10 protein-coding genes are annotated in these 22,624 nt (G+C 35.9%); 3 read left to right on the forward strand and 7 right to left on the reverse strand.

What is annotated here, in order from left to right:
* Positions 1-3 precede the first annotated feature (3 nt).
* The 7 genes from AC0INN_RS19735 to AC0INN_RS19765 all read right to left on the reverse strand — a co-directional run bounded on the left by AC0INN_RS19735 (position 4) and on the right by AC0INN_RS19765 (position 18,858).
* Entirely contained in the window at positions 4-1,152 is a 1,149-nt protein-coding gene (locus AC0INN_RS19735; protein ID WP_273648528.1) for a hypothetical protein, read from the reverse strand.
* 2 nt (positions 1,153-1,154) lie between these two features.
* Positions 1,155-1,316: a hypothetical protein gene (locus tag AC0INN_RS19740; RefSeq protein WP_273648529.1), complete on the reverse strand. Its 162-nt coding sequence runs from the start codon at positions 1,314-1,316 to the stop codon at positions 1,155-1,157.
* 81 nt (positions 1,317-1,397) lie between these two features.
* Positions 1,398-6,164, reverse strand: coding sequence for a hypothetical protein (locus AC0INN_RS19745; protein WP_306614711.1), 4,767 nt, complete (start codon positions 6,162-6,164; stop codon positions 1,398-1,400).
* A 2-nt stretch (positions 6,165-6,166) separates the two neighbouring features.
* The gene (locus tag AC0INN_RS19750) at positions 6,167-12,652 is read right to left on the reverse strand and encodes a hypothetical protein (RefSeq protein ID WP_306614712.1); all 6,486 of its coding nucleotides are present in this window, start codon (positions 12,650-12,652) and stop codon (positions 6,167-6,169) included.
* A 449-nt stretch (positions 12,653-13,101) separates the two neighbouring features.
* Entirely contained in the window at positions 13,102-13,632 is a 531-nt protein-coding gene (locus AC0INN_RS19755; RefSeq protein ID WP_273648532.1) for a hypothetical protein, read from the reverse strand.
* Between the two features lie 243 nt (positions 13,633-13,875).
* Positions 13,876-14,733 carry a hypothetical protein gene (locus AC0INN_RS19760; RefSeq protein WP_273648533.1) on the reverse strand — a complete coding sequence of 286 codons (858 nt, stop codon included), beginning with the start codon at positions 14,731-14,733 and terminating at the stop codon, positions 13,876-13,878.
* A 3-nt stretch (positions 14,734-14,736) separates the two neighbouring features.
* Positions 14,737-18,858: a C15 family peptidase gene (locus AC0INN_RS19765; RefSeq protein ID WP_273648534.1), complete on the reverse strand. Its 4,122-nt coding sequence runs from the start codon at positions 18,856-18,858 to the stop codon at positions 14,737-14,739.
* Between the two features lie 872 nt (positions 18,859-19,730).
* On the opposite strand from AC0INN_RS19765, the gene AC0INN_RS19770 reads away from it, so the two are divergent.
* From AC0INN_RS19770 to metI, 3 genes are read left to right on the forward strand one after another with little or no spacing between them, the layout of a single operon-like run.
* A complete protein-coding gene (locus AC0INN_RS19770) occupies positions 19,731-20,735 on the forward strand; it encodes an EamA family transporter (protein WP_273648535.1) in 1,005 nt (334 codons plus the stop codon).
* A gap of 24 nt (positions 20,736-20,759) precedes the next feature.
* Entirely contained in the window at positions 20,760-21,788 is a 1,029-nt protein-coding gene (locus AC0INN_RS19775) for a methionine ABC transporter ATP-binding protein (RefSeq protein WP_172279309.1), read from the forward strand.
* Positions 21,781-22,437 (forward strand): methionine ABC transporter permease MetI, encoded by a 657-nt coding sequence (gene metI, locus AC0INN_RS19780; RefSeq protein ID WP_172279311.1) that lies wholly within the window; start codon positions 21,781-21,783, stop codon positions 22,435-22,437. The genes AC0INN_RS19775 and metI overlap by 8 nt, the downstream gene beginning before the upstream one ends.
* Positions 22,438-22,624 lie beyond the last annotated feature (187 nt).

The following is a 22,624-nucleotide window of genomic DNA, read 5'->3' on the forward strand; positions in this document are numbered from 1 at the left end:
TATTTAATTTATTAAATTTTTTAATCTCTCAATTTCTTCATTTTGAGAAATCATATAAAGAGTCAGTTCTTCAATTTTCTGAAGTAATTTCATCTGGAAATCTCCGACTTTAATTCCACTTTCTATAATATTATCTCCAGATGGAATTTCCGGAAGGTGTTTATTTTTTTTTATAAATGATTTCAGCTCATTTAACGTAGGCATTTGATAATCCGGTCTGATGGAAGAAGTATTATCAAAATACTTTTGAAATACATAGTCGGCAGGAACATTGGTATCTACAATTACATCTTCTGCATGTATTTTTCCTTTTACAGTTAGCTTTTGATCCGGATTTTGGGTTCCAATTCCCACATTACCCGCATCTCTGTTTAGCACTAAGGTATTTCCTAAGGGATTAATATGCAATTGAGATCCGGCATGACTCTGAATCCAAGTGTTCTGTGTATTATATCCCATTCTTAAGTTAGGTAATGCGGTATCTCCAATGATAACTGCGCCTGGATCTTGCGGTTCACTAAAGGAACTGATAACCTGTAATCTGGATTGAGGATTCGCGGTTCCTATTCCAAAATTATTGCTATAATAAACATAGTGTTTGTTCTGACCTGCAACAGGCTTGGCATATATTCCTGAAACTTTTGCATTATCTACAACTGCTGTTCCTTGGGATTGCTGCACGATCCTGATACTGTAAGGATTCCCTGTCGCTCTGGTATGATAGATACTTAATTTATATTGATTTAAGGTAGCATCCCAGATAATATCTCCTATATAAATATTGTCAACAATGGGTCCTGAAGCTTCCATAACCCTGGAAACCGATGGATACCAAATATTGTTATCAGGATTTCCCCCGAAAATAATCTGTTTTCGGATTATTCCAATCGTATTTTCATTACTGTACGAGCCTACAATCTGAACTTCAAATTCACCATTGACATAACCATTTCCCAGTAAGATATCAACGGCAAGGTCATTCTGCTGATGAGGAAAAAAAATGAAGAAATCCTTGTATTTGTAATTTTCAGAAGATAATCTCGGATCGTCCAAATGTAAATAACTATCAATGAAATCACTAAATTGACTTTCAGTTGGCCTCTTGCCCGTTTTAAAATAATCCTTTAACTCTTGTATATCTCTTTTTGCCATAATTAGTTTCGTTGTAAAACACCAATTTCTTTTTTTAGAGAAATGATGTATAATGTTAATTTTTCTATTTTCTGAAGTAATTTGAAATCTCCAAGCTGGCTTTCTGTCGACCGCTTTCCAGCTTTAAAATATTCGTTTAAAGCTGCTATTGTTTTTTTTATCATAATTTTTATTTTTTCATGATCAGTTCCTCCTCCCATAAAGTAGGGAGGAACTGATTCATTTTTATTAATTACAATTAAGGGTTAATTTGGACTAACGATAAAAGTTTGCTCTATGATCATTCCATCTGTTCCATCTGAAGAAATCCCTCCAATATCTGTCCAACTTCCAGCATCATAAACAGTTAAAACCTTATCTTCCTTACTTAACATACCTGCCGTATTTTCAGTGATCATTTTAAAATGATGATAAATTGGATTTCCATCCGGATCAGCAATTGAAAGAGGATCTAGGCCAAGTTTTTCTAATCTTAGGAATAAAGTATGATCATTAACATCAAAAACTTCTTTAGGCATCCACATTGGTATGTTGGTGACAGGATCATTTTCAAAAAGATAGAGCTGAACTTTAGAAACATTATCCGCAAGAATATTCATTCTGGCAATTTCTTTCCAATTCCCTTGATTATTCAATTTATAAAGATGGTATTTCCCTTTATAACATTGCTCTTTCCAGTTAAGTATTGCAGACGTAACCTCATTCCCGGTTATCGCATCGGACTCGAATTTTAACTCGGGAGATGAAGGCAGTATATTTTCAGTTATTATTGTTATCATAAGCTTAGATGCTTCCGAAGGTGCATATTCCGTCACAATCACATCAGCAGAGCCATCGTAATTTGCATTAGCATACTCTACTTCAGCTTCTACAGTAACTTTATAATATAACGGATCACCAAAAGGTACCTCCGGCAGATCGGAAAAATCATCTTCCATTGTCCAGATTTCGCTATTTAATACTCCCTCAGCTTCAAGATCAAGTTCCTTTACAAGAGTCATCGTACGTATGGAGGTTGCATCGGCCATATTAAGAGCGCGATAAAGTTTTGCTTTCTTAACATTATGGATTTTGTCATACGGATTAATATTCACCTGCATTTTCGCTGAGCTGCTTAAAATAGTGTTTTCCAATACCGGAATAACACTTTTAATTTCCGGAGTTCTTAATGGGAATGAGTTTACCATCTTTATCGGTCCGATTGCCGGACTCGGCTCACTCTGAACCATTTGTGCATTGGTTTCTCTTACCGAATAAAAATAAACACTCGTCGAAGCTCCATCCAGGGTATAATCTACAAAAAGGGTCTTATGACTAGGAGTTGTTGATAACACTTTCATCATCGGAGCCATATCAAACTCTGGAGATGTAGGGTTAAGGAGCGTACCATTTCTGTCTCTAATGACTTGTGCTTTAGGAATCGGCTGATAGCTTCCACCTTTGATATGTTGGTAAATAACAGGTATTTCCGTTAATGGAACGTAAGTATTCTGAATGGTCTGCTTTACGAAATCATAGAATTTCAGCTGACCATACCTTCCATTAGGATCGGCTGGAATAATAATATGATTCATTGAATTGACCTGTGAAGAAGAAACATCTGGTAAGTTTTCCTGATAATGCTGATTATGTTGGCTGATAAACTCATTGATTCCATCAAAAAGCCTCGGATTATTAGGTATTGGCAAACCGTATCCATTATACGTTTTAAACTGACCAGTTCCTAAATCTATTGTCGAATTGGCTAAATCCGATAATCTTGAATTAAAAAATTCATCTCCGTTCTTCATCCTGATATCTTCTACAGAGTTAAGCTCAGGTACTACCCCATAATCTTCAGTATTTTTATATAAAGATGTTAACAGAATATCATCATTACTTCTTAAAAATGTTACACTGAACGGCCTATGGGCATATTCTGTAGTAAATGCATAGCTTGATCTTCCAAAATAATCCGGCCTTGTTGCATATTGGGCACCTAGTGGCAACTGAGGAACCATTGGGGCTTCTATTTTTCTTCCAAATAACAATGACGGTGTAGATATCCTTGACTGATAGGCATATTGCAGATCAGAGCTTCGCAATCCGAAAATGGAATATTTTTCAAGCGTATCCGCATCTTGTGGAAGAAGATGACCTTCAGTAAGGCGGCACGGAGCATTATAATAAAGGTAAGCTCTATAGCCCGGATAAAAATTAACATCTACAGTTCTGCTCACTGAAGCCTGCAACGGATCTGTTGCAAAAGTTTCATCCTGTGCATATACTTTTAATTCTCCCGTTCCAATATTATCAATCCTAAGAACCTTTAGCGTCTTTCTTTCCCCTCCCGGATCATTATCTCTGGCAATACGAACACTTCCTCTATACCATTGTATACTATCAGCACCTGGAACATTGGAATACTGCAAGTGATTATTTAATGTGAATCCAGGAAATGTAATCTCATACACCCCAGAAAAAACAGGTGTAAATTGATCCGTATATTGCTTAACAGATGCATTTCTGTTGATGCCTCTGAATTTCCTGAAATATGTATTTTCAGTTATATCCGGAGCTTGCCCTGAAGTAATGTTTATCTCTTCTGTATAAATAGGCCAGTTATTCCCTATTTTCACTTTTACCTGATGTGGATTAACAGATCCCCATGTACTTGTGTTCTGCATGTTTTCTACAATCATAAAAGCTTCATCTACAGATGGGGTCACAAAATTCAAAGGATCAAAAGGAGCTGTTGTACTTTGACCAAAAGCATTTCCTACCTGCTTTTTCAGAATATGAAACACAGGATAAGTAGGATTGGATCCTGAAACAATATCATGAATAAAATATTCATCATTTCCTACTTTAAATACTCCTCCTATGTAATTCTGAAATTGCCCGGGAGGAATGGTCGGGGAAAGGGACTGATTAGCACTCGTTAGGGGAAGGTCTTTTGATTGAATAACCGAAACCAAAGGATTTCCGGACAGATCAGAGATCGCATCAATCATCCCGAACACCTGTTTCGGCATTTCTGGCCTGAAGAAAACTTCTATTTCATCTGCAAATAATTCCTCGTTATCAGGAAGCGGATTAAAATCAACCAGCTGCTCACCATTGATTGCTTTTTGATAAGAGACCATATCCTGAGCAGCATCATATTCAAAAGTCAGTCGTACAAGGGTTTTATCGTTTCCTGTGATCTGGGCAAGCAATTCCTGCTCATTCTGAGAGGTCAGCAACAAAGGTTGTTCTTTCTGAATAAGGAATGCATTAACACTTGAAGGAGGCAAAAGTGTATTAGCAGGCTTAATATCTGATTCTATTTCCCAGGTTATGGATGAAACTTGTGATCTGGAGAACCAATTGACTCCATAGGACCCATATACATGTTTTCCTGATTTTGTTTCTTTGTGCAAATAGGCAGGCACACCAAAGTCAGGAATACCGATAGCAACCGTTTCATTTTTAGAATCGTTTCCATTATTGTCTACATTAACGAATCCAGGGTCATGAGGAAGTTCAGGAACTCTCCATTGACTTTCGCCAATATCCCTGTATTCAATACCCACATATACCGGATACGTAAATTTAGACATATCAAATTCTGCATTCGAAAAATAAAACGGACTGTCTTCCGGCTCATCAGGATTGAGTTCTTCAGCTAATAAGCTAATATACCTTCCTGTACCATCATGAGTATAGCCTTCAGCATCAATAATACCTGAAGCTGAACCTCCTACTGTAGGATCTGCAGAAAAAATCCCAGGAACAGGTTCCTTTAGATCAACTGGTAAGCTAGGTCGTTCATCCTCAATGGAAGTTGGTAATGTGATATAGGCATGATGTACTTCTTTTATTCCTTGTCCGTCCTTAAGATCTGCAATAGTAGTATATTGAGCAGCATATATGAATTTCTCCCCTTTATACACCTGATCATTAAGATCGAGACAGCCCAATCCCAACATCCTTGCCACATGATAATCCAATGACGCCATCTGTAGAATGGCTAAATGTGAAACCTCCAAAGGGGTGTTTGGGTCGCTTGAATCATCATTCAGATAATAGGACTCCAGTGCCTGAGGGTTTGCAGGATCATCACTTAATTGTAAATATTGTTTTACAGAATCTTTGATTGTATTCCTAGGATCGGGTAAATTACTCCACTTCTCATGATAGTTTCTTATGTTCACATACTCGCCGTCATTATACCTGGACCATGTTGCATGGACAGGACGGTTGCCAGGATCCGGCTCCAGCCTTCGGTCTATTACCTCACTATCATCCAACGAAAGGCTGTACTTTCCTATTTCCTCCCATTTTGTTCTCAGGGAAACCTGATCATAAAATTCAAAATCAATTCGTTCTATTATACAATTGGCAGGTACAAAACGGATACTACGTCCATTTTCAGCAAATATTTTTTCTGAAAAATCAACAATGTTTTTTCTGAATGTTACATTCTTAGGAAGATTCAGTTTATTGGTTTCTACAGAAAGAACTTCTGTTTTTGAAGAACCATTGGAAGATGGATATAACTGTGATGCAAAAAACAACATTTCTTTACATTCAACCTCTATAACATTACTACCGTAGTGCTCGAAAAAAGCAGCAGGATCTGAAAAAGGATCAATATTAGCGCGTACTTGTTGATACTTGCTGGTGTTTCTGAAATATACATAAAACTTTCTTCCTTCTTTATTTCCATATAACCATAAGGCCTCATTGTCAATTACCGTAGTGGGTTGTTCTTTCAGAAAAAGAGATGTTACTACCGGATAATATGGTGCCCTGAAAATGGAGATAAAATCGTCTGGTTTATTAAAACCTTCAGGAGCATTTTGAAAATGATCTCCTTTTGGAAGGTGTTCAGCAGCTGGGCCTTTTAAGGCCCATCTGAGGTGAATTCCTGCTGTACTGTCATTTCCTAAAGAACCTGCAGACTGAATATAAAGACAATCTGATTGTAAAAATGAATCATTGATAGGAGATGCAGCAATCATGCTTGTATTATTTTTAGTTGATGACATTATTAATTTATTTTGATATTGTATACTATTCTTGAATCCGATATTTCATAGATGGTTCCGTTCCACACCCTGTAAACAAATTGGAAGTTCAATTCTTCTGCAGTAATTGATTTACCTGCATTCATAACTATTGCCTGGGCATAATCTTTGGAATAGATCACCTTATAATTTTGATCTACAGCTGGTTTTCCTCCTCCTGCTGCAATTTTCATTACATCTATCATCCCATATTTATTATTTATACTCCTATTGATATATTCTAAAGGAATTTTAGGATGATTAAACGGTTCAGGATTTCTGATCAGTAGAGCAACTACATTGCCTGTAACAGGATCCACAATTTTATTAAATTCCGTAGTAGGAGCATCTTTTAATGGGGAAATTCCAAATAATCCCTGAAGTATCCTGTCAAAAGGATGCTGGTATTGAAGAGCAATAGCCTCACTCAAAGGATTAGAAACTCCCTGAATAACATTCCATGCTGCTTCAAGTTTGTCTGCTGTAATCGATTTTTCAATTTTATAAACTGCCTGTTTGGTTGCCTCATCTCCATTTTCATCAAAATATGGTATAAAGCAGCTTTGTACCTGCTCATTAAAATCTTTGTAACGGGAAGTCTGGAATACAAACTTGTGAACTTCTTTAGCATATCTAAGCTTAAGATCTTCCGTAATTTGAGAAATATTTACCTGTTGATCTTTCCCCCAATAGAAATTGAGTACCTGTGCAGTATATAATTTCTGAGGCTTAAGTCTCTTAGGAGTTACTATACGATAGAAAGACTTTGGCTTTACCAATGTTACAATTCCTGTACAATTCTCTCCACTATTCAGCATATTAAAATACTGATTCAATACCGGTGGTATGGCCGGATTATCATCTTGTGACCATTCTTCGATAGTTTGTGGTATATCTACCTGTGAAAGCTGAATATTTTGTTCTGTTGTATCTAATCTAGGCGGATTAACAATAGACACCCCTTCTACAGGATCTTTAATGATAATCTTCATGGTTCCTCCAAGCTTTCCTAATCCCTGATAATCTTCCCAACCGTCAAGTAACTTAGATACATAGCTGGAAGTAAAATACATAGAAATTTTAGTCGTTACATCGTCGTAAAACAATGGTTTGGCATTCACAATATTTCCATCCGCGTTAGGATACGATCGCTGATAATCAATATAAGCCCTCAATGACGTATGCGGATATAAATCAGGATGTGGTGTAAGATCGTTTTGAACAACATTGCCGTTAGTGTCTCGAATGATCCCTACGGTATCTTCAAGAATATGACTAGAGTTGGCTACCGGAATATCTCCATAGGTAGAATCTTTATCCAAATGGAAAAATCCAAGTGGACCTCCTGTACGGAATGCATAAGCATAATCAAAAGTCTGCTGTCCTTGCCCGTTATCTACTGTATCTTTTAGTTTAAATCTTACAAAATAAGATGTATCGGGCCTCCAGATAGGCTGAATCGATTTGGTAATCGCATCAACTGCCGCTTGGGTATCCTGTGTGATAGCTCCTTGTGAAGGGATACTGATATTATAAGCATAATCTTCTACAGATAACCATTTTATTTCATGAAATAAGGTAAAACAGCTTTTATTTGCGGAACAGTTTCCGAGATCCGCAAGAGTTGAAATAATTTCTTTACAAGCATTATCGAAAATTACTTTAAAGTGATTATAAGTACCCCAGCCTTCTTTGATAATAGTTTCAAGAGTAGCTATCTGCCTATGTAAAATTTCATATAAATAGTTATACTCAGGATTTTCCTCTATAAACTTGTATAAAGTCTCTAATAGTGGAGAACGGCTTACTGGAGGTTTTGGACTGAACTCTCCAAATTCCTGATAGGAAAGGGAATCACTTAAATTACAAAGCTTTCCATCTTCACAAGGATTCATATTTTTCAACAGGTTATTAATCTGTTTGAATTTCGTTCTCAAATTATTAAAACGTCCAACAATCTCTTCTAAATTATCAGGATTCTGATCAAGATACTCCTTTAAATTCTTTAAATAGTCGTAATACTGCTTTACATAAAGTTCAAATAAACTTGACGGAATACCTGCTGATGCCAGAATGTTGAAAACCTCTTCAAAAATTCCCGCTTCTATATTTTCCCTGATAAGCTGTACATAATTGTATTGTTCTACTCCCGGCGATACCCCTTTGGTATTGAAAGGCAGGAAGAAATTGTTATTGTAATACCTTACCAGATCAGGAAATATTTTACAGACAATTTCATATTTTTCTTGTCTGCTTTCACCACCACATCCCTGAGATTGTAATTCCTGAAGCTGTTTCACCAACTCATTATATAAATCCGGGTTACTCGGTTTCACATCATCAATAATCCCTCCATGAGCTAAGGCATCCTGATATCCCTGATCCATAAGCTGTGCCATCTGTTCTAATATCAGATTAATTGCAACACTATCTGCTACATCAGGAGTAATTACAATTTTAGTAATCCCGTTTTGTAAACCACCTGGTGCTGTTACAGGATTGATAAGTTCATCTCTGTAATAATATTTTTCTGTAATATCATATTGTACAAAGGACTGGCTATCATCGATTATCGGACTATAGAATGCAACAGTTACCCCGGAACTGTACGTACTTAATTTAAGTTCAATATCAGTAGAAGGTGCCGGCAACATGATTGTCAACTTAGAATGGTTTTTAAACTCTAGTGATTGTATGAAACCATAACTATTGATAGCATCAGATACTTTTGCAGAATCTCCCTGCATCGTAATACTTCCATCAGGATTTACCGTGTACTGTACATCTCCTGAAATCTGATATGACGCTCCTTTACTTTGAAAGAAATTATTTGTAGATGCATAATACAGGGTATTCAATGGTTTATCTAAAAAATCTGAAACAGAGTTTTCTACATGCTGTCCCTCGCAGAATAACGTAGATGCATTTACTCCGTATTGCTCAGGTATAAACCATCCAGGATTTCCTTGCTCCGTATAAGTGAAAGGAGTGGTTGCCAACAATCTGATTGCATTATATTGATTATCTTTTTTCTGCCACTGTCCGGCTTTAAGATTATCCAAAAGAGAGTTAGCAGGTTCTATTGCCTTGAAAGGATTATAGTTGATCCATCCGGATCCGTTATGGGCTTTTATTTCAATATTTTCCAGAGTATACTGATGTTTTACCTGTCTTAATTCCAGACCCTTCATTACCTTATCGGGTGGAACAAGATCTACATAATAGTCTGCAGGGTTTGTAAATCCACCAATCACTGCATTTGTAGCCGCAGCCGGCAATAAGCCTTTTGTGGTTTTGATATCAATGTAGGTATCCAGCGGAACTACATTATGAATCGTATTAGGATTAAGATTATCTGCACTGGCGGCATTCACTTGCAACAAATCAAAAGTTTCATTTGTTAGCATACTGATTCCTTTTACAAGTCCTTCCACCTGTTCTGGTACTTCCGTAAATGGATTGACAGGCGTTCTGTCTACATCCTTATTAAATTCCCATTTTAATTCGATCTTCGCTTTGAATTTAAGTTTAAAGAATAAAATTTTCACTTTAAATTCTACTGTAAATGCACCATAAATCATAAATGGCCGTGGAGACTCTACGGCGAGCAAGATAGTTACTGCTGCGTAAATACGAATGATCTTCACATTGATATCAATGGCCAGTCCTGCTTCAAAATAAGCTCCCATCTGAGGCTTTTGGAAACTGATCTTTCCTCCCAGTTCAAGGTAAGCCAATACGAAAATACTTACAGGTCCGAACTTTCTGTCAAACCTGAACTCTCCTCTTGCTCCGGCCTGGATTCCTTTTCCTGAAATCATCAAAAATGCTTTCAATGTAAACAGATCCTTTAATAATTTCGCAGAAATCGGTGCCTGTTGTGTTCCAAAATTAATATACCATGCAGAAGGATTATTAAAGAAGAAACCAGCCTGAATCTCCGCGTAGATTTTAATGATATCCCCTGAACTTTCCGGGAACTTATAATCAGCCCCAAAACCGAATTCCAAAGAATTATCCCCAAAAATAAAGAAGGCAAAGAACGGTGGATCATCTGTGAAGGTTACCCTTTTTGATAAAAGCTTCATTCTTGCATCTACCATCACCATGGAAGGTAAGGATAATAAAAGCATAGCATTTGCTGAAATAATACTTCCGTTCGCTACGGTATCTCCCAGTAGTGCGCCAACTCCAAGAGAAAACGGAAAACTGTAATGTTCCGTCTGATCAGGTCTACTGAATTTATTAACGTTTACACCTCTTTGTGGTGCTGTATAATATTGATACCAAGTGTTTTGAGAAGTCATTCCTATCGCCTCTTTTTCAGCTACATAACGGTATCCTAATAAGCCTCTGAATCCGAAAATAGAAACGGGACCTAATGGAATCGGATTAGGAAGTTCAATATTAGCATCAATAAGGAATCCAGGATATTTAGGAGCTAACCGCATATCTACCCCTCCGGCAATACGTGGATTTTTTACTTTTAAGCTCACTCCCCCTTTATATTCCTGGAACTCTCCCGGTTCAGGAATAGATAACCAGCCTTTAATGGCTACATTCGGATCACTGGAATTTGCAGGAATAACCATATCCACGTAGATCGTCTGAATATGAAGATAAGCATCATGCGATTTTCCGGGACCATCATCTATGGTATAATAATATTTAATCCCATCTCCACGGGCATCAACACCGGCTATACCTATACTTACGCCGCCATCGAAGCCAAAATAGTTATATTTACGGATCATTCCCCCTTTCTCTCTTTCATGCGACCCAAAGTGAATCGCTGTAACAGATACATCAACAGGACCAATCGGGATCTTAATAGGTTTAGGTAATGTCAGATTTCCACCATTTACACGGAAATCAATATGACCATCACTATAGATTCTTAGGGTAGATATACTTAGAGTTTGACCTTTTAATAAATCACCAAGGAAACCTAAAAACTCCACATCCGCAGAAGCGCCAATGAAAAGTTTCCCATCTTCTTTCCCAAGTTCTACAGACTTTAAGTGAAGTTTGAAAACATTGGGTAAAGTTAAAGTAGGATCAAATGGTGGTACTGCCGCAGCAGTTAAAAGAAAGTCTCCGTTTGCATCAATATGCCCCAGAACATCTATTTTAGCCCCATTCCCATTAGAATCCGTGAATCTTGGAATATCCAGTTGGGCCCTGATATTGGAAGAAATCACATCATTTTGTTTGAAAGTAATATCAAAAGAATTAAAACCAATTCTCCAGCTTCCCATATCTGCATACAGATAATCATCACTTGTAGTAGGAGTACCGTTTACAGCTTCCAGGCCAATTGTCCCGGAAATACCTCCTGTTCCAACCAGCATGTTATATCCTGCAATACGTAATGTTGTATTATTAACATTATTAAACCACTTAGAAGGAAGTGTGATGGCTGCATACTGTGCATAAACTCCCATGAAATTCTGAGGTCTTCCATCTAAATCTGCTTCCAGAATATTTTTATTTTTACTCAGATCCAGCTTTGCTTTAACGATATCTATTCCCAATCCTGTGTTTCCGATCTGTGAGGGATGATTTAAGCTAACAGCCATTTCTTCCTGAAAATTAATTCCTCCCTGAGTACTGAAATCCAGGTTTCCTACATCAAATACCAAAATACTTTGTTCCGGTTCTGGGATAGCATTTCCGGAATTATCCACAGGAAGTAAAATATTTCTCGGGAAAGCAAGACCAACTGATAAACCTAAAGAGGCTTCAATTTTTGGAACAATAATTTTTTTGATGTAATCCTGAATACTTTCTCCTGTTACGCTCTGAGCCAGGGTATTTAAGTTATCAGTATAGGTGGAGTTGTTACCGGATAAGATATAAGCCTGATTGATTACCTCCTGAATATCATCTGTAATGAAAGTATTAGCCTCTACTGCCAAGCGTATATCCTCAGCCATGTTTAAAGAATCATCTTCAACAGGATAAGGAATTGAATTACTTCCTGAAAGTCCATAATGCAGGTTGATTTTATCAACAAGATTTTTATAAGCCTGAAGATCCTGATTTCCTTCAAAAACTCCTACTGCAGTCTGCACTAAATCAGAATCACTCAGATTCAGGGTTTGATTAAGGATACTTTGTAATTCGGCCGGTAGATAGGAAAAAGTTTCGAGATTAAAGTTACTGATCAAAGCCAATACAGGCCAGTTATAATTTAAAGTAAGCGGAATCAGGGTTTCACCTGCGCTTCCGGGATTGATCACAATAGAAAAACCTGATCCGAAAAGATCTAATTTCAATTGCTCTCCGGTAACCAGGACAATGTTATAATAGCCCTGGGAACCGTCATTGCTTTGAACATATTGCAGTTCTTTGTAATAAATTTTGTCTAATACATTTTGTAGTCCGTTTTCCAGAAATTGTAGTTCTTCCGGAAAATTGTCAATCGTAACCAATGTACCTATATTGGGGTAAAAGGATTTTGTTGCCATGGTGTTTTGGTATTTGTAAGTTTAAGCGACATGCTTATTTTGTTAGTTTGTTACTTGGTTTGATAAATTCTATACGATCTATTGCATTGTTTTAGTTTGACTGAATATTAAAAAATTAAAAGATTTTTGCCCCTGAAATAAGGCACTGGGAATAATGTACTACTGAAATGAATCAATAATAAATTGTATTCCGGATTTGAAAAAATGAATAAAAGAACTAGAATGAAGAAATGATCGGAATTATTTATGATGAAAGATCTCTATTACTCTGAAGTTTCAATAATTGTCTTATTTCATGACATTATAATACTCTCCACAGAAATCCCATGAATGTAATTCTATCCTATAGTTAGAGAAAAAAGAGTAGACAGAGCTATTCTGTATTTAAGATAAAGTACTTAAATTTTTGATACTATCACTAATCGTCAATAATCAAGTCAGAAATGATATTAATTGATCTTACGGAAGATATCACGTAATTTTTTCGCGGATATCATTTTCGCATTTGAAAAAGGAAGCGTTACAACCTTCTTTCCGATTTCCTGATGAGTATAATTAGCTTGTTCTTCAACCTTTAGAAAGTAGGTACCCGGTACAAAATAAAAATGATCCAGGTAAATGACTTCTCCTTCCGATAAATTACGATTAAAAGAAAAATAAACCGTCATTACTTTGTCATTATGAACTATCTTTAAAATACTTACATCATTGCTATTATTATAATTAGGGTATAAAGGAACGTAAATATATTCTGTTTCTCCCGAATTATGGTTTTTATAATTGTTTATCGTTTGCTTTGTTTTTGCTTGCTCTTCATCATTCGAAAGTTTATATGAATAAGAATAAAATGAATAGTTTTGCTTAACCGATGGCAAATCCGAATTCATATCTGAGATTTTTATCGCATATCTTTGAGGTACAAATTGTGCATGGAGAAAGCTGGTTATAAAAAGTCCTAATGCTATAATGTAATTTTTCATAGTTTATAAATTTGTAATGACCTGTTTTAAAACATCTTTTATTATAGGTACATTTGATCTCTTTCACTTCCGCTAACATCACCTTTATTAAAGCCAACATGAATATGCCCCGTTTTAAGACTTGGATTATATTTTGTCCTTAAAAAGGCAACTCTATAATAAATTTCATTTGATAAATAATCTCCTCCCGTACCTTCCAGTGCTTTAAGTTGATCTGCGGTACCAGCCCTAAATAGAGAGGTATTATTCTACCTGATAATTATTTATTTTATTTTCTGGGGTTGTAAAATTTATTCGTTCAATTTTATTCACTCCGTTTAATAGATATTTTAATTTATTTAAACTATTTTTATTTGCACAGATATCTTCGACTGATATAAATTGATTGGATTTCTTAAAGCTGCGCATCGATTTGTTATTTATTTTTAAAACAAAATTTGAAAACGGTGCTCCTCTTTTCACTCTAGGAATCCATGAATCTGTAATCCATTGGTAGTATCCTATGAAATAGTCATTTCTGTTAGATATATTTACATCCAAATTTACCAGATCGGAGGAATCATTAGTATTTGTTTTTTTTGAATTTGAAACTTTAGCGAAAGATGTTGCATTGATTCTTATTTTACTGTCGATTTCCTTTTTATCTTCAAAAAAATTCACAAGGTAGGTTCCTTCTTCAATATCAGCTGTTTCTATTAAAAACCTGTTGATATAGAAATCTCTTAATAACCAGTAGTCTTTATGCAGATGTATATAAATGGCTGTCTTCTCACCATTGTTCTTATTTACAAGTGTTACCAGATAAGTCTTAAGAAAATCATCATCCCTGTCTATTAAGAATAATTTCAAAAATTTTTTGTCCTTTAAAATTTTCCCACTAGGAGATGAACTATTAAAATAAACAGGTTCCTCATTACTTACTTTGTATTTTTGGATCGAAAGTAGATGTTCAGCCGAATAAGAAATAATTTCTATGTCCTTTAATTCGTACTTATTATTCTGTTCGAGTAAAAATTCATAAGGCTCTTTGGGAAGCTGGCTTGGCTGTGAGTATAATTTTACTGCTATCAGCAACATGCAAATTAAAATAGTATTTTTCATGCTTTATATAATATCATTAAACTTTTTAATCATTTCTTCAATATCGGCTAACATTAAATTTCTCTGATTTGCAGTAAGCCATCTTGGATCATCTTTCAGAAAACCAATATGAATATGTCCCGTTTTTATACTACTGTTATGTTTTTTTCTTAAATAAGCAACCCTATAAAAAATCTCGTTGGACATATAAGTTCCGCCTGATCCATCCCTTCCTTCTATTCTTATATCATTATAAAGTAAATCTAAGTTATTTTGTTTATAATTTGTCCATGTTGGATGAGGAATATAACTCGAACTAGATTGTTTAAAGTATTTTGTTTCAACATTATCGCAGCCAAGAAGCCCCTGATAGTAGAATGGCTTGTCAAGATCTAACTTCTGGGTTTCTTTTACAACAAAAAGTTTTTGCCCATTTGAAGTAGTAATAGTACCAGTGGTAGGCTGTGTAAATGGAGGGAATAATCCTGCAGGCATGCCCATTGTCAGCTGATCGGTAATATTCACTTCTGTACCTGAAGCATTTTTTCCAAAAACTTCCCACTCCAGAAAACCGTAATAAAAATTATATTTTGTTCCATTCACCGTTTGTGAACCAGCAAGCTTCGCTCCGCCATGATTTACCACAGCATCGTAATTCGTTACCTTAATCTTGCCTGTAGTCCCTACTTCCAGCTTATCAAAAGGTAATGTAGATTCGATAAATGTCCAATCCCGTTCATCTGTGCTTCCCGGTGCAGGAGGAACTTTTGGTAAATTAACAATGTAAGACGCATTATCTAAATTTGATCTTGTCGTTTCCTGGAAAGAATTGGTTGAAAAATATTTCGATGAATTATTATTATCTCCACCATTGCTTCTCCAATTACAGGCAAATCTTTCAAGATGATAATCATGAGGCATATTCTTATCATAATGAATACCGTAGCTTATTGTTATAATCATATGAGGTTTATTAGGATCGTTATCCGGTAAATCGATATAACTTTCAAAAAAATCCTCAACAATGTTACTATCAAAGTCTTCCCAACGAACAGGAAAAATACCGGATCTGATTATTCCTTTAACTGTAGTACCGGACTTCAGTTCTTTCCCGTCTAGTGCTAAAGCAATATTCCCACTCGTATTAGAAAGATCTCCATCCTTATCTATACCATAGTTTCCTATCCCTAGATTAAATGGGTCGAATCCTGAGATTAATACTCTTTTCAGATTCTGAGGATATGCGGAAAAATTCGCTTTTGAATCTCCTTGTAACCCTCTACTGGTCTTTTCAAAATGCCCAACAAAAGTTTTTATCTGTGATGATAAATTAGTAATAATCTTTGGATGATTTTTGATAATAACCTGCATTTTCAGTCTTACCAGGTATAAAATCCCATCCTTATTGGTGTAGGGTTTATTGGCTTCGCTAATTTTTTGCTTGGCAAGGACGTAGAGTTCCGTTCCTTTTTGTTTTAGCAATGTAGAAATATCGTCTGCATTTTCAGCTACCAAATTAAGTTCAGTCCGCAATTCTGAAATTAATCCTGTCAATTCTGTATTTTTCGCCAACAATCCTTTATTAATAGTAAATACCTGTGAGCTTTTATGTAACATATTCATTTCTTCATAGGTATAGTTTTTTAGCTTTGAAATATCATTTTGATTTAAAAACAGATCTAGGGCTTCATTTGCCTTTTGTTCTGAAATAGTTTCACTTTTTGCATATTCCGGAGAAGTAAAAATCATACCATCTCTTGAATAAATCTCTTTAAATGTTGTTGTTTCAGCGTAATTACCAGCATTATTAAGACCCGCTACTACAACATTATATTTATAATAAGCTTCATAATCCTGATCTCTCAGCCGGTTTCCCTGAGGTTTTAATTTTAAAGTCTGAATATGGTAGGGAGATAATTGTGTAGCTGCCGCAGTTTTCAGATCTTCAAATTCTGATTTTTTAAGACCCAAAATGAGAATATTTTCCCGCACATTTGTCGCTGAATTATAAGCTAGTGTAGCAATAAAATTTCCAGCAGTTGGTTGCAGGCTATATTTTTCAATCTGAAAGTCTGAAGAAAATTTCTGAATGGCTTTAATAAAAGACTCATTTTTGCTGGTTGCTCCCTTGAAGTTAAATGCATTATTATTTTTGCCTCCTGTATTTTTAAAATAATATTGCGGAACTGCATAAAACAATACATTATCGTTATCCGGAGGATTAGGCCCGGTAGCAAGATCGGTTTCTACAGCCATTCCTGTAAGCATAACACTTCCAAAACCTTGTTTATCAAAATTATTTAAAACAATCTCTGTATTTCCACTGATTAAAGAAGAGCTTACAATAGTTTGAATTGTTTCAACCGATTTTTTAACCATCAACTTTACTTTTTTCCCAGCTCCAAAAGCTGAAACATTGGAAAGGTTGATATTTTTTGCAATAACTTTTTTATTCTGATAATCAAAGATTACGGCTGCTTCGATAGCAAATGCTAATTTATCTCCTGTCTGTAAAGATGATGGAAAGCTTTCAAGGACTGTAATTTTTGTACTTGTCAACGTCGGGTTCTCCACTTTAATTACACTGTATTCTCCCACATTCTGCGTATTTGCAGTATTTACAATGTTTACTTTATTGGTAATCTGAGCATCTATTTTTTTATTGATGGTAATAGTTTTCAAAGAAATGTCGAGAGCGCTGATGGTTTCTTCCATTGTTCCGGAAATAAATCCCTGGTTCAAACCATCAAAATACTTATAGTGATCGCTTCCTATCCATTGTACACCATCCTGGCTATTCCAGGGAATACTTATATTGATAGGACCAAACAAATAATCGGTGGAATTTTGTTGAGGAAAAGCATCCACTCCGTCGTTTATCCTTATCTGTTTAATGTAGTCTAGTTTTATGATCGTTGCCATCTGCTCAGCGGTAGAACCAGGCACATTAGGGATCTTAAAAGACACAGTATTGGTAAATTCGGAAGCAGAAGCAGCCAGTAAGTTGGTTTCGTCCGCAAAATAAACCCTATTAGTAGTCGTATTACCTAAAGGTGGGTTTACTACCACATTAGGAGTAAGAGGAATATTCCAACCCGCAAGCAACGGTTTTTCATTATCATTAACTCTTAAAGCCAGAAAAACATCATTTTCAGCTGTTGTTCCGGGAGTGACAGCTACCATATGGACCGCCCAACCATCCGTATAATATTCCTTATTGGTCATGGAAGCAGCAGACTGTCCAATCTTAATATTCTTAAAAGCATCGGTTCCAGTTCCTTTATAATTATTGTAGTAATTATAAGAATATCCGTTTTCATTTCTTATATCGAGATATACTTTATTTTTAGTAGAGAATTTCTGTACAATATTTTGAAAAACTAAAGCTGGCGTATTGGCTACTAACTTTGCATTAGTATTTGATCTATATTCTATTCCGCCATCAATATTGTGATGGAATCCGTAAAAAGCGGCAGGATCAACAAAATGCCTCGCCAGATCCTTGATCCATTTTTTTTGTACCGGATCAGAAATAGAGGTTACGTCTAATTCGTGATTTCCTCTTTTTGCAAGTTCTACTGTTACAAAAAATTCAGGATTCTCAAGAACAATTTCTATACTCACGTTATCTGTAAATTTACCGAGGTCTGTTCCGCAATCAATAGTAAAAAGCTGAGAAGAAGGGGCCAGATTTTTAAAGAAGAATTCATCAATATTCTTTGTCGATGCTGGAGCGAGCTCATTTCCAAATAATGCTTCTACCGGGATTGCGGTGCCTGCAGCTCTTTGAGCCTGGATGGCCTGCATTTTTGTTAGCAATTCACTACCAGATGTTTTTACTTTATTAGCAGTATCAGAAATATTTGTACTGTCTAAAAATTCTGAAGTTTTTAAACCCCTGTAAATAATATATTTAACAGGCAGCTTGGTATCTTTTTGATCGTGGGGACGCAATATAAGGTTAACCTTATTGATATCGGTTTGTTGTTGTAATAAAATCGTTCCCTTCAATACGGCATACACATTCTGATCTCCGGTAGCTGTAAAGGGACTGCTGACTTTAAACTTATCCGGACCAGAGGCACCATACGACTGTCCAGGTGTCTGGACAGGAGCTGGGGATGTAAAATAGGCTAATGATGGCATATTATAAGTTTTTAATTAGATATTATTTTATAGGTTAAGTTTGAAACAACTTCTCAAAAGTTGAATCACAAGAATTCATTGAACGCTAAATACCGTTAAATCCTTATTGTAAGGCGCCATTTACAATGAAGTGATCTATAAGCCGGTCAATTATTCAGTTCTAAGATGAGGGCAAAAAAATATGGAAAGTCATTAGAGTATTCATGATTAATAATAATTTTAGTGATTAGTGGATGTATTGCTTTGTTGAAGGTGAATAAAAGATCTGCAGATCAATTTCAATCAGCAATTGATTATTGATTTTATAATGTTTAAACTTTTACAAATCTATCAGGCTGTAACGACAAAAACTGACGTGTTTTTTATTATTTTTTATTCTTAAAAGTTTTCATTAAAAATCAATAATAGCTTTTAATTTTTATTATTCTTTGATTCTAAAGCAAAGCTATTCACCGAGGACGCCAAAACTCGACGTATTAAAATTTTGTTTAACTATTCGTAAGTGATTTGAGGTAGTTTTTATAATAATTTCAGGTATACCCAATTTAAAACACGCATATAAATAATTAAAAACCAAACATATACACATTAAAGCAAATTAATTTTATAAAAAGTCTACTTTTTTAGTAGACTTTTAAAAATTTATGTTCTATATTTGCAAACGTATTCAGGAAATAAAAAAATGAAACCGGAATTTAAACATACCTATTCGCTAAATAAACAAGCCATCACTTCTGTGATGATGCAGTGCAGTATGCCTATGTTCCGACATTGCCGTGGTTGACCTTACTTTTATTATGACATATTTTATAAGGCCTTACCACATTGTAAGGCCTTTTTTATTTACATGAACAACATTAAAAAAACATACAATGAGTACAACTAGCTCTAAAAATAATTGGTTGATCCCAATAGCATTTACCAATATTTATGTAATCTGGGGGATTACATTTTTGGCTATTTCTTTCGGATTACAGGGGTTTCCTCCCTTTATCCTTTCAGGTTTCAGATTTTTGGTTGCCGGAATACTTATACTGGGCTATTTGTCGGCCAAAGGAGAAAAAGCCAATTCTTTGGGTAACTGGAAAAAAAACGGTATTACCGGAATTCTCATCCTTACCGGTGGAACAGGGCTTGTGGCCTGGGGTGAACAATATGTGACGGCTTCTGAAGCAGCCATCACGATAGCAACGGGACCGTTTTGGTTTATTGCTATCGATAAAAAAAACTGGAAATATTATTTTTCAGATAAGTTTATACCTATTGGACTTATTATAGGCTTCATCGGACTGATTTTATTTTTAAAAGGAAGTGTTAGCGCTAATGTTCATCATGCTGCCGTCAGTGATTCTGTTCGGGTTACGGCATTTGTTGTACTTGCATTAAGTTCGGTTGCATGGGTTCTAGGATCGTTATATTCAAAAAAGAATCCTGCCAGTCAGTCTACTTTTATGAATATTGCCCAGCAGCTTATTATCGCAGGAGTAGCTTCCTTTGTTATTGCATTTTTCAGAAATGAATGGAATAATTTTTCCTTAACAACAATTCCGTTATCGGCTTGGTTGGGAGTTTTATTTCTGATTTTCTTCGGATCAATCATCGCTTATCTTTCGTATATCTGGTTATTATCCGTAAAACCTGCGGCTCTGGTAAGTACGCATACTTATATTAACCCAATTGTAACGGTATTGGCCGGATGGATTATCGCTAATCAGACCATCAACGGAAACCAGCTGTTTGGACTGACCATTATATTAGCCGGCGTCCTGCTTACCAATATCACCAAGTATTTCAAGCTTTCAAAACGATCAAAAGTAAAGATCAGGAGGGTGTTGCGATTTGCAAAAAGGAACAACAGGCCGTATCAGCCCATATAAAATTTCAAAGTAATTAAAACTATAATGATAGAGATCAAGAACATTTCAAAAACCTTTCACAAGAAGAAACAGGCCTTTAAGGCACTGGATGATGTCAGTCTCAGTATTGAGCAGGGAGACATTGTCGGAATCATCGGATTTTCAGGAGCCGGAAAAAGTACATTAATACGAACTGTTAATCTGTTGGAAAGGCCCGACCAGGGACAGATTATTATCAATGGAAAAGATTTCGTTCAGCTAAAATCTAAAGAACTGGCTAAAGAGCGGAAGAAAATAGGAATGATATTCCAGCACTTCAATCTGCTTTCTTCAAGGACTGTTTTTGAAAATGTAGCGCTGCCACTGGAACTGGATCATGTGAACCGGTCAGAAATTCAAAATAAAGTCAACGAACTTTTGAAAATTGTAGGGCTTGAAGAAAAAGCCAATGAATATCCTAAAAGCCTTTCCGGAGGACAAAAACAAAGAGTAGCCATTGCGAGGGCATTAGCTAATGATCCGTACCTTCTGCTTTGTGATGAGGCAACAAGTGCATTAGATCCCGCTACAACCCAGTCGATCTTACAATTATTACGCGATATCAATCAACGATTAGGAATTACTATTTTATTGATCACTCACGAAATGGATGTAATCAAGTCGATTTGTAACCACGTCGCTGTTATTGATAAAGGAAAACTCCTTACCAAAGGAACCCTGCAGGAAATTATTTCGGATAAAGAACATCCGGTTATTAAACAATTTATAAACCCAGGCATCATGACTATACCTCAGGAGCTTAACAAAAAGCTGCAAAAAGAGCCAAAAGACGGTCTGTTTCCGCTTGTGGAAATAGAGCTTAATGAACATATTACAGTGGAAAAACTGCTTTCAAAGATCTATGATGAATATAAAATTCCATATAAGCTGTTGAAAGCTGATGTAGAATATTTGGGAGATTCCAATTTTGGGAAGCTTCTTCTGCAGCTTCAGGGAGAATCCGAAGAAAATCAAAAGGCGATCTATTATTTTAATCAAAATAAAATTCAAAATACAGTAAAGGGCTATGCTTAGTGATTCGGTAATTTCCCTTTTATCAAAGGGCATTTGGGAAACAGTATATATGACATTTGTTTCCGGTTTTTTTGGTTTTGTTTTAGGTCTTCCGGTAGGGATTCTTTTGTTTCTTACGAGGAAAGGACAGCTCCTTGAAAATAAGATCTATAATAGAATTGTATCCATCCTGGTTAATATTTTCAGATCCATTCCATTCATTATTTTGATTGTATGGATGATTCCTTTCACAAGAGCTTTGGTGGGAACCTCTATTGGAGTTAATGCTGCATTGGTTCCGTTGAGCATAGGAGCGGCACCGTTTATTGCCAGATTGGTTGAAAACAGTCTTCTCGAAATCCCTTACGGACTTATTGAAACAGCAAGAGCTTTAGGAGCTACTCCACTTCAGATCATCAAAAAAGTACTGCTGCCGGAAGCGCTTCCTTCACTGATCAACAATGCAACCATCACGCTGATCACTTTAGTAGGCTATTCTGCCATGGGAGGAGCTGTTGGTGCCGGTGGATTGGGACAAATTGGTTATCAGTATGGATACATCGGCTATGATGCTGTGATCATGAACCTTGTTTTGGGGCTTTTGGTCACTTTGGTTTTTATCATTCAGTTTTCTGGAGATAAGCTGGCAAAGAGATTTGATCACCGATAAAGAGTTGGAGCGTGTTTGTGTTGGAGAGTATATGGGTTCAATGGGACCAAAAGTAACTCCACTCCCACAATTAAATAGTTTTGCTTTAAAAATTTACTAAAGAGTTGGAGAGAATATGTGTTGGAATTCAATGCGACCAACAACTCCACTCCCACAATTAAACAATTTTGCAGTTCCGCAATTCGCG

This window comes from Chryseobacterium subflavum, from assembly GCF_055762745.1.

What these genes read in the sequence shown, in the direction of transcription:
- AC0INN_RS19735 (WP_273648528.1), bottom strand. Translation starts at nt 1,152, where the DNA reads ATGGCAAAAAGAGATATACAAGAGTTAAAGGATTATTTTAAAACGGGC.
- AC0INN_RS19740 (WP_273648529.1), bottom strand. Translation starts at nt 1,316, where the DNA reads ATGATAAAAAAAACAATAGCAGCTTTAAACGAATATTTTAAAGCTGGA.
- AC0INN_RS19745 (WP_306614711.1), bottom strand. Translation starts at nt 6,164, where the DNA reads ATGTCATCAACTAAAAATAATACAAGCATGATTGCTGCATCTCCTATC.
- AC0INN_RS19750 (WP_306614712.1), bottom strand. Translation starts at nt 12,652, where the DNA reads ATGGCAACAAAATCCTTTTACCCCAATATAGGTACATTGGTTACGATT.
- AC0INN_RS19755 (WP_273648532.1), bottom strand. Translation starts at nt 13,632, where the DNA reads ATGAAAAATTACATTATAGCATTAGGACTTTTTATAACCAGCTTTCTC.
- AC0INN_RS19760 (WP_273648533.1), bottom strand. Translation starts at nt 14,733, where the DNA reads ATGAAAAATACTATTTTAATTTGCATGTTGCTGATAGCAGTAAAATTA.
- AC0INN_RS19765 (WP_273648534.1), bottom strand. Translation starts at nt 18,858, where the DNA reads ATGCCATCATTAGCCTATTTTACATCCCCAGCTCCTGTCCAGACACCT.
- AC0INN_RS19770 (WP_273648535.1), top strand. Translation starts at nt 19,731, where the DNA reads ATGAGTACAACTAGCTCTAAAAATAATTGGTTGATCCCAATAGCATTT.
- AC0INN_RS19775 (WP_172279309.1), top strand. Translation starts at nt 20,760, where the DNA reads ATGATAGAGATCAAGAACATTTCAAAAACCTTTCACAAGAAGAAACAG.
- metI (WP_172279311.1), top strand. Translation starts at nt 21,781, where the DNA reads ATGCTTAGTGATTCGGTAATTTCCCTTTTATCAAAGGGCATTTGGGAA.